The sequence below is a fragment of the Facklamia languida CCUG 37842 genome, from assembly GCF_000245795.1.
Taxonomy (GTDB): domain Bacteria; phylum Bacillota; class Bacilli; order Lactobacillales; family Aerococcaceae; genus Facklamia; species Facklamia languida.
The window spans coordinates 1,507,161-1,521,197 of sequence record NZ_JH601133.1 but is presented as its reverse complement, the minus strand read 5'-3'; the positions used below and the strand labels follow the sequence as shown (position 1 = coordinate 1,521,197).

General features: G+C 45.9%; 10 protein-coding genes. All 10 read right to left on the bottom strand.

Annotated elements, in window-relative coordinates; genetic code table 11:
* Nucleotides 1-3 precede the first annotated feature (3 nt).
* Nucleotides 4-1,395: a transcription termination factor NusA gene (gene nusA / locus HMPREF9708_RS07025; RefSeq protein WP_006309585.1), complete on the bottom strand. Its 1,392-nt coding sequence runs from the start codon at nt 1,393-1,395 to the stop codon at nt 4-6.
* Between the two features lie 16 nt (nt 1,396-1,411).
* Nucleotides 1,412-1,885 (bottom strand): ribosome maturation factor RimP, encoded by a 474-nt coding sequence (rimP, locus tag HMPREF9708_RS07020; RefSeq protein ID WP_006309584.1) that lies wholly within the window; start codon nt 1,883-1,885, stop codon nt 1,412-1,414.
* 1,165 nt (nt 1,886-3,050) lie between these two features.
* Nucleotides 3,051-7,355 (bottom strand): PolC-type DNA polymerase III, encoded by a 4,305-nt coding sequence (locus HMPREF9708_RS07015; RefSeq protein WP_006309582.1) that lies wholly within the window; start codon nt 7,353-7,355, stop codon nt 3,051-3,053.
* Between the two features lie 66 nt (nt 7,356-7,421).
* Entirely contained in the window at nt 7,422-8,675 is a 1,254-nt protein-coding gene (gene rseP / locus HMPREF9708_RS07010) for an RIP metalloprotease RseP (protein ID WP_006309581.1), read from the bottom strand.
* Nucleotides 8,676-8,692: 17 nt separating this feature from the next.
* Nucleotides 8,693-9,493: a phosphatidate cytidylyltransferase gene (locus HMPREF9708_RS07005; RefSeq protein ID WP_006309580.1), complete on the bottom strand. Its 801-nt coding sequence runs from the start codon at nt 9,491-9,493 to the stop codon at nt 8,693-8,695.
* 19 nt (nt 9,494-9,512) lie between these two features.
* Nucleotides 9,513-10,235 (bottom strand): isoprenyl transferase, encoded by a 723-nt coding sequence (locus HMPREF9708_RS07000; RefSeq protein ID WP_006309579.1) that lies wholly within the window; start codon nt 10,233-10,235, stop codon nt 9,513-9,515.
* 123 nt (nt 10,236-10,358) lie between these two features.
* A complete protein-coding gene (frr, locus tag HMPREF9708_RS06995) occupies nt 10,359-10,919 on the bottom strand; it encodes a ribosome recycling factor (protein ID WP_006309578.1) in 561 nt (186 codons plus the stop codon).
* A gap of 63 nt (nt 10,920-10,982) precedes the next feature.
* Nucleotides 10,983-11,711: a UMP kinase gene (gene pyrH / locus HMPREF9708_RS06990; protein WP_006309577.1), complete on the bottom strand. Its 729-nt coding sequence runs from the start codon at nt 11,709-11,711 to the stop codon at nt 10,983-10,985.
* A 74-nt stretch (nt 11,712-11,785) separates the two neighbouring features.
* Nucleotides 11,786-12,664, bottom strand: a complete 879-nt coding sequence (gene tsf, locus HMPREF9708_RS06985; RefSeq protein WP_006309576.1) for a translation elongation factor Ts — start codon at nt 12,662-12,664, stop codon at nt 11,786-11,788.
* A gap of 162 nt (nt 12,665-12,826) precedes the next feature.
* Nucleotides 12,827-13,624: a 30S ribosomal protein S2 gene (gene rpsB / locus HMPREF9708_RS06980; RefSeq protein ID WP_006309575.1), complete on the bottom strand. Its 798-nt coding sequence runs from the start codon at nt 13,622-13,624 to the stop codon at nt 12,827-12,829.
* Between the last annotated feature and the right edge of the window lie 413 nt (nt 13,625-14,037).

Sequence of the window (14,037 nt, the reverse complement as noted above, 5' to 3'; positions counted from 1 at the left end):
CCTTTATTCGCTATCAAGGTGGTCTTCTGATTCCTCTGAAGCTTGAACCTGGTCAACTAGGGTCTCATAGTCTGTCTCTGTCGATTCCTCTACTTCACTGATCTGGTCTTCCACTTCTTCTGGGTCAAGGACCTGTTCATTCTGGTCTTGCTGAAGGCGTAAGTCCGCTAGAGCTTCGGCCTCGTCAACTGATTCATTCACCAAGTCGTCTGCTGCGATTAGGGATTCATCAGCGGAATCGGGCAGGTCTTCAACCGCATCCCCCATTTGAACCGGTTCTTCTGGGTCCATTGAATCAAGTGCCGCTTCACCATCAAGGTCCGCTTGAGTCGCTTGCAGGTCCGCTTGCTCTGCCAGATAGTCCGCGTAATTTGTTTCAGACTTAATGTCGATCTTATAGCCCGTTAACCGTGCCGCTAGTCGCGCATTTTGCCCACGCTTACCGATTGCTAGCGAAAGTTGCGAATCTGGCACCACGACAATACAGGTATGGTCATCTTCATTGAAAGCGACCTCGATGACCTCTGCAGGATTCATGGCATTGCGGATAAAGACAGCAGGATCTTCATTCCATTCCACAATATCCATGTTTTCTCCATTTAATTCACTGACAATTGATTGAACTCTTGATCCTCTAGGGCCGACACAGGTTCCAACGGGGTCAATGTTCGCTTCGTGGGAATAAACAGCCACCTTAGAACGGTCCCCTGCTTCCCGAGCAATCGATTTAATCTCAACAATGCCATCATAGATCTCGGGTACTTCTTGTTCGAAGAGACGGCGTAAGAAATCAGGATGGGCCCGACTGATCACAATCTGAGGCCCCTTGCTGGTCCGTTCAACCTTGGCAACATAGACCTTAATCCGCTCTTCTATCTCAAACTCTTCAGTCGGAATCTGCTCACTCGCTGGTAGGATGGCTTCTACACGCCCAATATTGACATAGACATTGCGTTGGTCCGTTCGTTCAACGGTCCCAGTTAGAATCTCATCTTCATAATCGATGTACTCTTCATAAATGATATCGCGCTCAGCCTCACGTATGCGTTGCATCACCACATGCTTAGCAGTTTGCGTCGCAATCCGACCAAAGTCCTTAGGGGTCACTTCAAACTTGATGGTATCCCCAATTTCGTAGGCACGGTTAATCTTTAAAGCTTCCTCTAGCGAGATTTCCAAGGTGGAATCATAGTTGACCTCTACGACCTCTTTAACAGAGTAGACCTTGATCTCACCTGTCTTCTCATCGAATACCACTTCCACATTTTGGGCTTGGTCATAATTCTTCTTATACGCCAGGGTTAGCGCTGATTCCAAGGCTTCCTTAATTACTTCAGGCTTAATTCCTTTTTCTTCTTCAAGTAACTGCATGGCAGCCATTAATTCTTTACTCACTCTATCTTCCTCCCTACTAAAACTTGACCGCTAAACGCGCATGACTCACAGCAGACTTGTCAATGGCGAGTTCCTGCTTGCGGGTCTTGACTTGTACTTCGATGCGATATACTTCATCTTCAACATCTAGTAAGACACCCTCATGGTGTTTTTGACCATGCTGCGGCGCATAATAGTCAAAGTGAACATATTGGCCGATGGCCGCCTCAATCTGTGCGGCTGTCTTCAAGGGCCGCTCTGCGCCTGGTGATGAGACTTCTAAGTAATAAGCTTGCGGAAAGGGATCAGGCTGAATCCCATCTAAGACTTGTGAGATCTGTTCTGAAGCCAGGACACATTGGTCAAGGTCAATGCCACCTTCTTGATCAATATAGACGCGCAAAAACCAATTCTTACCTTCTTTAACATATTCCAAATCGACCAACTCACATTGAAGGTCTTGCACGACCTCTTCAATATAAGGTTGAACCGTATCGATAATGACACTCATTGAATCACCCCTTTAAGACTTTTCTGCTGAATGAATACGAAAGGAGCGAGCGTTCCCGCTCACTCCTTCATGGACGTTTGATAGATTCATCATAGCATAAATTCTTAGCTAGGACAAGTTTTACCAGCGTGACAATTGATCATCGTATAACTCAGATGCTAATGATTCTAGATGAGATTATAAAAGAAGACAGTTCCAATGCTTAATTAAAGGAGACCGCCCTCCAAATCGATGCTTTTCCAGGCTCGATCCGCTAGGCAATGCCTAGACGGTAAACCGATCATAAATAAAAGCAGGCAGTTCCAATGCTTAATTAAAGGGGATCGCCCTCCAAAGCTAAGCTTTTCCGGGATCGATCCGCTAGGCAATGCCTAGACGGTAAACCGTAAGGCATTGCACGCTACGCGGATCGTCCTCTTTCCTTTGATTAAGCATTGTCTCCTGCCTTCCTTTTATTATTGATCATTGTGTAAACCATAAAAATAAAGGTAACTTTATATATTAGTTAACCTATTAGAATCAATCTTAATTAAGTATTGCCCAAAATGAAGAAATCTATTTATTTCAGGTAAAGGAATGAGATCGACTAAATAGGCCACTGAATAAGTAAGTTATATGAATCATAGTCAAGCATTTTTTTAATGAAGTTGAGTGAATAAACTTCATGAAGTCTATCTTTCACCCCTCCTCATCAAGACCGCTTTTTAAGTCAATAAAAATACAGAGCATTATAACGATTTAAATGATAAGAAGCAGATCGTCACCTTTTAATCTTTATTGCAGCTTTAATTTAGAATAATAGCTTAGAGTTTATACCATTTTTAAAAAATTGGGGACTTTGATTAATAACAAGACTCAATTTTTTTAAGGTGAAGGATTAATGAGGGACAGCATAAGTTTAAGTAGTCATCTTGTGAAGAATGGAAAAAAAGCAGGCAGTAGCGAATGATAAATCACTGGCAAGAAGAAGGCCCACGTAGCGTGCATTGCCTTACGGTTTACCGTTTAGGCAATGCCTAGTGGGCCTAGCCCGGAAAAGCTTGGCTTTGGAGGGCGGTCTCCAGTGATTTTATCCATTCGCTACGACCGGCTTTTGAAACGTTATTACTACTTTGTCGCAGACAAATATACGATCTTAGGACATTTTGCTTGTCGCTTAGCCCTTTTAGAAGAGGGACAATTGGTCTTCATCAGGCAGACCATTCAAGACGCCCTGCTCATCCAGATAATCGATCACGGTTCGGGAGACCTTGCCGCGTTTTTGTAGGTCTTCCTTGGATAAGAAGGGAGCTTGGGACCTAGCCTTAATGATCTGTTTGGCCGCTCCTGCCCCGAGTCCTGGAATGGTTCTAAATGGTGGAATCAGACTATCCCCTTCAACAATAAAGTCAGTGGCATCAGACTTTTCTAAGTCGATCATCTGGAAGGTATAGCCGCGTTCTAACATTTCATTGGCTAATTCCAATACGGTTCGCAAGCTGTTCTCCTTGACGGATGCTTCCATTCCCTTGGCCATAATCTCCCGCAAGCGGGCCTTAACCATTTCCTTACCCTGATGCATCGCGACAATATCAAAGTCTTCTGCTCGGACAGAGAAATAGGCTGCATAATAGAATTTCGGATAGTGCACCTTGAAATAAGCGACACGCAGGGCCATCATGATATAAGCCGCCGCATGGGCCTTGGGGAACATGTATTTAATCTTCAAGCAAGAATCAATATACCATTCTGGCACCTGGTGGGCGCGCATCTCAGCCTGCCAATCATCGGGAATACCTCGTCCCTTGCGGACAAATTCCATAATCTTGAAGGCCAAGGAGCTCTCTAAGCCATATTGCATCAAGGTAACCATAATATCATCCCGACAGCCAATCACCTTGGCCAAAGGCACAATGTTCTTAGCAATTAGGGTTTCCGCATTGCCCAACCAGACATCTGTCCCATGGGAAAGTCCAGAGATCTGCAGCAATTCAGCAAAGGTCGAAGGATGGGTATCCTGTAACATCCCCCTAACAAAATTCGTCCCAAATTCGGGAACCCCTAGGGTGCCAGTCTCTGAAAAGATCTGACTGCTGGTGACATTCAAGGAATCTGTTCCTGAGAAGAGGGCCATCACTTCTGGATCATTCATTGGAATCTCCTTGGGGTCAATCCCTGAAATATCCTGTAAGAACCGGATCATGGTCGGGTCATCGTGGCCAAGAATGTCCAGCTTGAGAATGTTATCGTGAATGGCGTGGAAGTCAAAGTGGGTGGTTTGCCACTCGGCTTCCAAGGAATCCGCAGGGTACTGAATAGGTGAGAAGTCAAAGACATCCATGTAGTCTGGGATAACAATGATTCCGCCAGGATGCTGGCCAGTGGTCCGCTTGACCCCTTCAATGCCCTTGGCCAACCGTTCTTTCTCCACCTTCGGTAACTGCTTCTGAACATTCTCCAGATAACCTTTGACATAACCGAAAGCGGTCTTCTCCGCAACAGTTGAGATCGTTCCGGCCCGGTAGACATGGTCTTCCCCGAAGAGCACCTTGGTATAAGCATGAGCCCGGGGCTGGTACTCACCTGAGAAGTTCAAGTCAATATCCGGTACCTTATCCCCCTTGAAGCCCAAAAAGGTCTCAAAAGGAATATCGTGCCCATCCTGTTTCAATGGGTGGTGACAATTCGGGCAGTCCTTGGCGGGTAAGTCGAAGCCTGACCCGACCGATCCATCTGTGATGAACTCGTTATAATGACACGCTTCACAATAATAATGGGGGGCCAAGGGGTTGACTTCAGTAATTCCCGTCATGGTCGCAACAAAGGAAGAACCGACGGACCCCCGAGACCCAACCAGGTAGCCATCCTCATTTGACTTCAAGACCAATTTCTGGGCAATCAGATAGATGACCGCAAAACCATTATTAATAATCGAGGTTAATTCCTTCTCCAACCGCTTCTCAATCAATTCCGGTAAAGGATTACCATATAACTCATAAGCCCGGTTATAGGCTAAATCACGAATCTGTTGGTCAGACCCCTCAATGTTGGGCGTATAGAGCTTGGACTTGATCACTTCAATATCGTCTTGGACGGCATCCGCAATCTTATTGGAATTCTCAACAACCAACTGATAGGCCAAATCTTCTCCCAGGAAGGCAAACTCCTCCAACATCTCTTGGGTGGTTCTAAAGTGCAGTGGCGGTAAGAAGAGCTGACGGTTAGCGTTCTTCTTCAGGGACTTCAAGAGAATCTCCCGGTAGATGGCATCCTTAGGATCCAAATAATGCACATTCCCCGTCGCCACCACTAATTTGTCATGGGCTTGACCCAGGCGGATCATTTCTTTGAGGATATGATGTAAGTCCTCGCGCGACCGGATCAGATCTTGTTCAATCAAGCTATCATAAATAGACGGAGCCTGTAATTCAATGAAGTCATATTGGTCAATGAGCTTTTCCGCTTCTTCATACCCCTTCTGCATCATGGCCGTGAAGACTTCACCTTCTGAACAAGCTGTCCCAATCAAGAGGTTGTCCCGGTGTTGGTTTAAGAGTGAGCGTGGGATCCGGGGCTCACGGTAGAAATAGGAAACATTGGAAGCAGAAACCAACTTGAAAAGGTCCTTGAGTCCCGCTTGGTTCTTGGCAATCAAGGTGGCATGGAAGGGCCGGGTTTGCTTGTAGGCATCATTTTGGCCCATCTGTGAGTTGAGGTCTAATAAATTAACCATACCAAATTGTTCACTTGCCTGGTCCAATAGCTTGGTCAAGACATGACCGGTTGCTTCCGCATCATAGATGGCCCGGTGGTGCTGGTCCAGTTGAACCCCGTAGTGGCGGGTTAGTTGATTTAACCGGTGCCCCTTCATCTGAGGATTAACGGTTCGCGACAAGGCTAGGGTATCAATGACTGGTCGGTCATTGGTTGATAAACCATGGCGCTGATAGGTCTGGTCAATAAAGCCCACATCAAAGGTCGCATTATGGGCCACTAGAATAGCGCCTTGGCAGAACTGCTTGAAGTCCTTGATGACAGTTTCTTCCGCTGGTGCGTCCTGCAGCATGGCATCCGTAATACCGGTCAATTGGGTGGTAAAGGCCGACAAGGGGTGACCTGGATTGATAAAGGCCTCAAAGCGGTCGATGACATTTCCCTTATGCATCTTAACCGCTGCCAATTCAATAATTTTATCGTAGACAGAAGACAGCCCTGTCGTCTCCACGTCAAACACGACATAGGTGGCCTCACTCAAGTCCAGATCCTGAACCTGATAGGCAACGGGCTCGCCATCATTGACAACATAGGCTTCCACGCCATAGATCATCTTAATTCCTTGGTCCTTGGCCGCATGGAAGGCTTCAGGAAAGGCTTGAACCCCGGCATGGTCGGTAATGGCAATCGCCTTGTGCCCCCATTTTGCGGCTTGCTTGATGTAATCACTGATCGAATTGGTGGCATCCATTTGCGACATATTGGAATGAAGGTGTAATTCCACCCGCTTATCCCCTGGGTAGTCATCCTGCCTTTGGGCCTTAGTGATCTTACGGATAGACTGGGGTCTAAAGACAAATTCCCCTGAATAATCGTCTTGTATCAAATCCCCTTCAAGCTTGAGCCAGTCTCCTGGCTTAAATTGGGTCAATTGGTCTGGCTTGTATCGACGACCGGACATCAACTTGACAACAACTGAGGAAGTGTAATCTGTCAACTTAATCAGATAGAGCAATTCCTTATTGCGTAATTCACGTTGGTCAATATCGAAGACATAGCCTTCAATCACCTGCTTAAAGGGATGGTCTGGTAAGTCAATTAGGGGGCAAATATCCTGACTTGAAATTTCCTTACCAATCAGTAAATCCTCCTCGTTCAACTTCTCCACTTCGACCTTCTTATCGGCTTGTTTACGAGCATCTTCAATGGATAATTGGTCTAAGGCCTCCAAGCGCTGGCGGGTTTCGAGATGTTCTTGTTGGGCAAGTGCCTGGTCGACTTGATAGTGAAGTTGGATACCATCCAAGTCCAATTGTCGCAACATCATCATGAATTGGTCATGGTATTGACCTTCAAATGAAGCAACCTGTTGGGGACTGGCCAGGCCAATCTGTAAGATCTGCTGGTCCTGGTCATAGGCCAACTGGCAGTTGGAAAGGCAGGCCTTGAGGAAAGGCCGATCAGCACTCACAAGGTCTTGAATGAGGGTCCAGAAGTCACGAACGACCCGGTCTTCCAGTGGGAGGACCTGGTCATGGTGCCACCAGATCTCCACTTGGCAAATCGCTTGAAAGGCTGTATTGGCTGTCCGGATTAGCAGTTCATAGACATCCGGATGGACACGCTGGGGCAACCGAATATGAAAGTGCCACTGACGCCGCCCGGGAAAGACCTCCACCTTGTCAATCGCTGCCTCACCTAGAACCTCCAAAATCGCTGGATCCTCAATGGCCAATTGATTTAAGAGGATTTCAAATAATTCTCTTTCTCGACTCATGGGTTCTCCTTTCATTTTGTCAAAAGCTAAAGAAAAGCCTCCGCTTAAATCGGAGGTCGCTTCTTTCTAAGTAAAGGCACGCATAATGTCATTCCAGGTGACGGCGACCATTAAGATCAAGAGGAGGACGACCCCTACGAGGGTAATGATCCCTTCCTTCTCCTGACTCAAGGGCTTGCCCCGAACAAGTTCAATCAGGTTCAAGACAATCTTTCCCCCATCCAGGGCTGGAATTGGAATCAGGTTGACAATCCCTAAGTTGGCAGACAAGGAAGCCATGAACCAAATAATATTCATTAACCCTTGATTTGCCACGGTCGATGTTGCTTGAGCCATGGCAACCGGCCCCCCAAAGAGATTCAAATCAAAGCCTCGGGTAAAGATCGAAGCCAAAACAGACAAGACCATGGTGATGACATTCCAAGTGGCGATAAATCCAAAGAGCAAGCGATCCATGATAGCCGTTGACCGTTGCATGGTAATACCGATTTGACGCTGACCTTCTTCGATTTCCTTGAAGGCAACTTGCTTGGTTAAGGTTTGACCCTGCCTGTCAATGGTCAAATCCGTCTGGTCTTGGTCGACCGCTTCTAAGGCGGCAATCAATTGGTTCCAATCCTTGACCTCCTGGCCATTCACCGCCAGGATTCGGTCGCCCTGCTCAAGGCCGGCTTGGGCAGCGGGTGTGTCTTCTAGGACGTCAATTTGATTCGAATAGGTTGGCACACCAGGTAACATGAAGCCAACGATCGCAAAGGCCACAATTGAAAGGATAAAGTTATTCAAGGGGCCACCAAAGTTGGTCAGCATCTTGCGCCAAACAGAGACCGACTCATATCGGGTCTCAATGGGGGCAACCTTCAAGATCGTCCCATCTTCCTCGATAATTTCTGCCTGACGGGAAACCTTAAAAGTCTTCGGATCTTCTTGATTGGCCTCATAAGCGGTCAGGGTCATCTCATCCACCAGGTCGACCTGGTCCACTCGGACGGGTAATTCCGCCAGGTCGTAGGACTTATTGCTCAAATTAATCCGGACAACCTGGTCCTGGTCATCCAATAAAAGCCCCAGCGATTGACCAGGTTGAATCTGCTCTTCTTCACCTAAACCGGCCAGGCGGACATAGCCCCCCATCGGCAACATTCGGATGGTATAAGTCGTGCCATCTTGAGCCTGCTTAGCAAACAACTTTGGTCCCATCCCAAGGGAAAATTCGCGCACCAAAATCCCAGCCTTCTTGGCCCAATAAAGATGGCCTAATTCATGAAATACCACAATGATCGAAAAGATAATTAAAAAGATTACGATTGTCTTTAACATCCACTTGCTCCATTCCTCTAATTAAAATTCGTAATACCCTGCCATACCATAAATAAAATACTCGCAAAAATCGATGAATCAAAGCGGTCGAGAACGCCACCATGTCCCGGCAGGAGATTCCCGGAATCTTTGACTTGGAAGTACCGCTTAAAGGCCGATTCCACCAGGTCCCCCAGTTGACCCGCTAAGGATATTAAGACGGTCAAAACAGCCAGCGAATGTCCATAGCGAATATCGAGGTTAACAAAGGTCGCATAGAGACTCGTCGTAATTAAGGCCGTCACAATCCCGCCCAGGGCTCCTTCAATCGTCTTCTTAGGACTGATATGACCGGCCAGTTGATAATGACCATATCGTTTGCCAACCAGATAGGCCCCTGAGTCGGTCGACCAAATCACGATAAACAGGTAAAAAATATTCTCAAGCCCCAGGTCACGAATCTCAATTAAGAACCGCATACCGACTCCGATATACAAGACCCCAAAGATCAAGGTGGCTGCATCGACGAAGTTAAACCGGTCATAGCGATAAACAGTCAACACCAGCAAGACCATGCCACAAATAAAGAACAAGCCCACAGGGTTCATCATCGGTAAAATCTGGTCAAAATAGCGCTCAGGCAAGATGATCGACATAATGGCAATGGTCGATACAATGCCTACCTCGCTCAGATAAGGCACTTGCTTCATTCTTGCCAACTCATACAAGCCAATGGCTCCTAAAATAAAAATCAGCCAAGCAAACCAAGCGCCTCCCTTAATCATGAAAGGGACAAAGACAGCTAAAGCCAAAGCGGCAGTCAAAATCCGTTGTCTCATGACGATCCTCCCTTCTTTATTAGACTTTTCCATAGCGTCGCTGACGCTTCTGATAGGCCTCAATTGCCTGGTCAAATTCTGCCGGTGTGAAGTCCGGCCAAAGAACATCGGTAAAATAAAACTCACTGTAAGCCAACTGCCACAACAAGAAATTACTTAGTCGTAACTCCCCACTCGTGCGAATCATCAAGTCGGGGTCTTGGTAATCCCCTAAAGGATGGGTCATCAAATACTGGGACAAGAGGTCCTCATCAATGGCTGATGGGTCTAGTTGACCTTCAAGGACTTGTTGAGCAATTGCTTGGCTGGCATGAACCAATTCTTGCCGGCCCCCATAATTCAGGGCAATATTTAAGATCATGCCTGTATTAGCTGCCGTTCGGTCTAAGCCCTCTTGCATCAAGGCCTGAGTCTCTTGAGGTAGACGGCTGGGGTTGCCAATAGTTATCACGCGTACATTATGCTTTATTAATTCGGGTAAGAAGGAATCAAAGAATTCCTTAGGTAACTTCATGAGAAAGTTGACTTCCTCTTCAGGTCGCGACCAGTTCTCAGTCGAAAAGGCATAGACCGTTAAGACTTTAATGCCTAACTCATGGGCGCGGATGGTGATTTTCTTGAGGGTTTCGACCCCTTTCTTATGGCCAAAGACCCGGGGCATGTGCCGTTTCTTAGCCCAGCGGCCATTTCCGTCCATAATAATGGCGACATGGTGAGGTCGATCGGTCCTTGTGTCTTGCATAGTCTACTCCTTTAATTCTCGATATCCCTTTAATTATAGCAGAAATGAGGGACAAGCAAAAATCTTTTAAAGCAAAAAACTCCTGCCCCAATCAGTTTCAAGGGCAGGAAACGTAAAATACGCTTAGTTCGTGCGAATTTCTTCTTCTTTCAGACTGGTGAGACGGTCAATTTCCTTGGTTGAATCATCGGTTAATTGTTGAATATCCTTCTCATAGCGCTTAACGTCATCTTCTGTAATTTCTTTAGCTTTTTCTAACTTCTTAACAGAATCAATCGCATCGCGACGGATATTACGGATCGCAATCTTAGCATTCTCTTGCTCCTTGCCCACAACCTTAACCAGATCTTCCCGTCGCTCTTTGGTGAGGGCTGGAATGACCAAGCGAATGACTTCCCCATCATTGGTGGGGGTGATGCCCACATCACTCATCAAGATACCTTTTTCAATATTTTGTAAGGAGCTCTTATCATAAGGTGAGATCATCAGCATTCTTGGTTCAGGAATCGTAATTGAAGCCAGTTGGTTGAGGGGCGTTTCCGCTCCATAGTATTCAACCGACACCCGGTCAAGGATACTCGCATTAGCGACCCCTGCTCGGATTGTTCCCAATTCTCTTTGAAAGGCCTCGATTGATTTCTGCATCCGGCCCTTCGTATCTTTTAACACATTGTCTGCCGCCATATTCTTCCTCCTGGTAACATTTTCTTTATTATAGCATAAAGCTTGCTAGCGTGTAATTGGTGATTAAGAGGGTTGATTATCGACTGTTGTTCCAATATTTTCACCCAGAACGACCCGTTTAATATTCCCAGGTTCGCTCAGGTTAAAGACCACTAAAGGAATGTTATTATCCATGCTGAGTGATGAAGCGGTTGAATCCATCACCTTGAGTCCTTTGGCAATCACATCTAAGTGGGTCAGGTTGTCATACTTGACGGCTGATTCATCTAACTTCGGATCAGCACTATAGACCCCATCGACATTATTCTTGGCCATAAGGATCACATCCGCCTCGATCTCTGCTGCCCTTAAGGCTGCCGTCGTGTCCGTAGTGAAATAAGGGTTTCCCGTTCCACCTGCGAAGATCACAACTCGTTGCTTTTGAAGGTGACGGATGGCCTTGCGGCGAATATAGGGTTCAGCCACTGCCCGCATTTCAATCGAGGTTTGAACCCGTGAAGGGACATCTAAATTCTCGAGGGCATCTTGTAGAGCTAAGGCATTCATAACCGTCGCCAACATGCCCATATAGTCGGCTTGGGCCCTTTCCATTCCCATCTCAGCTCCAATTGAGCCGCGCCAGATATTGCCACCACCGACAACAATGGCAATCTCAGTACCTAATTCATAGACTTCCTTGACTTCCTGTGTGATCAACTTAACCGTCTGGGGATCAATCCCAAAGCCCTTACTTCCAGCCAAGGCTTCCCCACTTAATTTCAGGACAATGCGATTATACTTTGCTTGAGCCATCTCATACCCTTCCTTCCATTTCGCTTTTAAAAAAAGCCCCAGCCAAAACTGGGGCAGCTAGTTGTTCAATGCGATTATTTCATTTGAGCTGCAACTTCATCTGCAAAGTTATCGGAACGTTTCTCTAAACCTTCTCCTACTTCGAAGCGAACATAATCGGTAATGTGTCCACCGGCTGATTTTACATAGTCCGCTACCTTTTGGTCACCATCTTTAACGAATGCTTGTTCATTCAAGCAGATTTCACCATAGAACTTATCCATCCGGCCTGACACAATCTTGTCAACGATGTGTTCAGGTTTGCCTTCGTTAAGGGTTAATTCTCTTTGAACGGCTTCTTCACGTTCAACTTCTTCAGCTGCAACATCTTCACGCTTCAAATATTTAGGATTGATCGCTGCAACGTGCATTGCCACATCGCGCGCCACTTCTTGGTTATCTGAATCCGCAATAATCGTCACGACACCAATCCGTCCGCCTTGGTGAGCATATTCACCAAAGACATCGGCATCTGTCTTGTTCAATAAAGCGAAGCGACGGAATGAAATCTTCTCACCGATTACTTGGGTAGCTTCGATCACAGCATTGTCGATTGTTTTGCCATCAAACTCAACAGCCAAGGCTTCTTCCATCGTCTTAGGTTGTGCTTTAGCGACTGCTTCAGCAATTCCATTGACTAAGTTAACAAATTTATCATTCTTAGCCACAAAGTCTGTCTCAGAGTTAATTTCAACCAATGCGGCTACATTGCCATCGATATAGCTTGCTGTTAATCCTTCAGCTGCAATCCGGTCAGCCTTCTTAGCAGCCTTAGCGAGACCTTTTTCACGTAGGATGTCAACCGCTTTTTCGATATCGCCATCCACTTCAACTAAGGCTTTCTTAGCATCCATCATCCCAACACCGGTCATATCTCTTAATTCTTTAACTTGCTTTGCACTAATATTTGCCATTGTATAAATCCTCCTTGGAATGTCTTGCTTTGGTTGATTACCTTCCCTAGTATATCAAAATTGTCCAACTAGCAAAAGTAAAAAAAGAACCACTTTTCTAAAAAAGCTGTCTTAAACATGCCAGAGCAACTTAAGACAGCTTGCGTATCATTATAAATAGAATTATTCTTCGTCTGCTGAATCTGCTTCAGCTTCTTCTTTTTCTTCCTTGTTATCGAAAAGGTTATCGAAGAATTCTTTGTCGTCTTTTTCAGAAACTTCCGCATCAACGTCGATTTGTCCCTGATTGCTTTCGATCACTGCTTCTGCCATTGCTTGAGTAATCAACTTGATGGCACGAATCGCATCATCATTCGCTGGAATGACATAATCAATCTCATCTGGGTCACAGTTTGTATCAACCATTGCGACGATTGGGATATTTAATTTACGTGCTTCTTGGACCGCAATCCGTTCTTTACGTGGGTCTACGATGAAGATCACATCTGGAATTCTTGGCATATCTTTGATACCACCTAAGAATTTCTCAAGACGGTCCCACTCTTTACGTAATTCAACGACTTCTTTCTTAGGAAGAACATCAAATGTTCCGTCCACTTCCATTTGTTCTAGGGATTTCAAACGACGGATACGTCCTTGGATTGTTTCCCAGTTCGTTAAAAGGCCACCTAACCAACGATGGTTGATATAGTATTGACCGCAACGCTCTGCCTGCTCTTCAATCGCTTGTTGCGCTTGCTTCTTAGTTCCGACAAAGAGGACCACGCCACCGTCTGCAACCGTATCACGGATCACATTGTAGGCTTCATCGACTAATTTCACTGTCTTTTGCAAGTCAATGATGTAGATACCATTCCGTTCAGTGAAAATGTAGCGTTTCATCTTAGGGTTCCAACGACGTGTTTGGTGACCAAAGTGGACACCAGCTTCTAACAATTGTTTCATTGAAATAACTGCCATATATATTCTCCTTTTGGTTTTTATTTCCTCCAATAATATCCTCTATCCCCCAGACTCCCGTGAGAAAGCACCCTGACGGATATCTATTATTGTGTGAATTGATGCTTTTAGCACCGCTCATAAGTATACAAGATACATTCACAAATAACAAGGTCTATTTGTCTATTTCCATGAATTATGAATGCCTCATGATTAGATCAAGCAAAAATCAGCGACAAACCAATAGCATTTCAGCATGAATACCATGGTAAGCCATTAAGAAGGTGACTCTAAAACATGATTAAAGGGAACCACCCTCCAACACAAGCTTGCCCAAACTTCTGCCACTCGGCCCCTTTGAAGGATGGTCCCCAGCCATTGATCGATTTGCCACAAGCCACTTATGCCCTGCAGAATCACCAAGGCCCCAGGCC

Bases quoted from the DNA above. Each gene is read 5' to 3' on its own strand.
- rimP (WP_006309584.1), bottom strand. From the start codon at position 1,885: ATGAGTGTCATTATCGATACGGTTCAACCTTATATTGAAGAGGTCGTG.
- HMPREF9708_RS07015 (WP_006309582.1), bottom strand. From the start codon at position 7,355: ATGAGTCGAGAAAGAGAATTATTTGAAATCCTCTTAAATCAATTGGCC.
- rseP (WP_006309581.1), bottom strand. From the start codon at position 8,675: ATGTTAAAGACAATCGTAATCTTTTTAATTATCTTTTCGATCATTGTG.
- HMPREF9708_RS07005 (WP_006309580.1), bottom strand. From the start codon at position 9,493: ATGAGACAACGGATTTTGACTGCCGCTTTGGCTTTAGCTGTCTTTGTC.
- HMPREF9708_RS07000 (WP_006309579.1), bottom strand. From the start codon at position 10,235: ATGCAAGACACAAGGACCGATCGACCTCACCATGTCGCCATTATTATG.
- frr (WP_006309578.1), bottom strand. From the start codon at position 10,919: ATGGCGGCAGACAATGTGTTAAAAGATACGAAGGGCCGGATGCAGAAA.
- pyrH (WP_006309577.1), bottom strand. From the start codon at position 11,711: ATGGCTCAAGCAAAGTATAATCGCATTGTCCTGAAATTAAGTGGGGAA.
- tsf (WP_006309576.1), bottom strand. From the start codon at position 12,664: ATGGCAAATATTAGTGCAAAGCAAGTTAAAGAATTAAGAGATATGACC.
- rpsB (WP_006309575.1), bottom strand. From the start codon at position 13,624: ATGGCAGTTATTTCAATGAAACAATTGTTAGAAGCTGGTGTCCACTTT.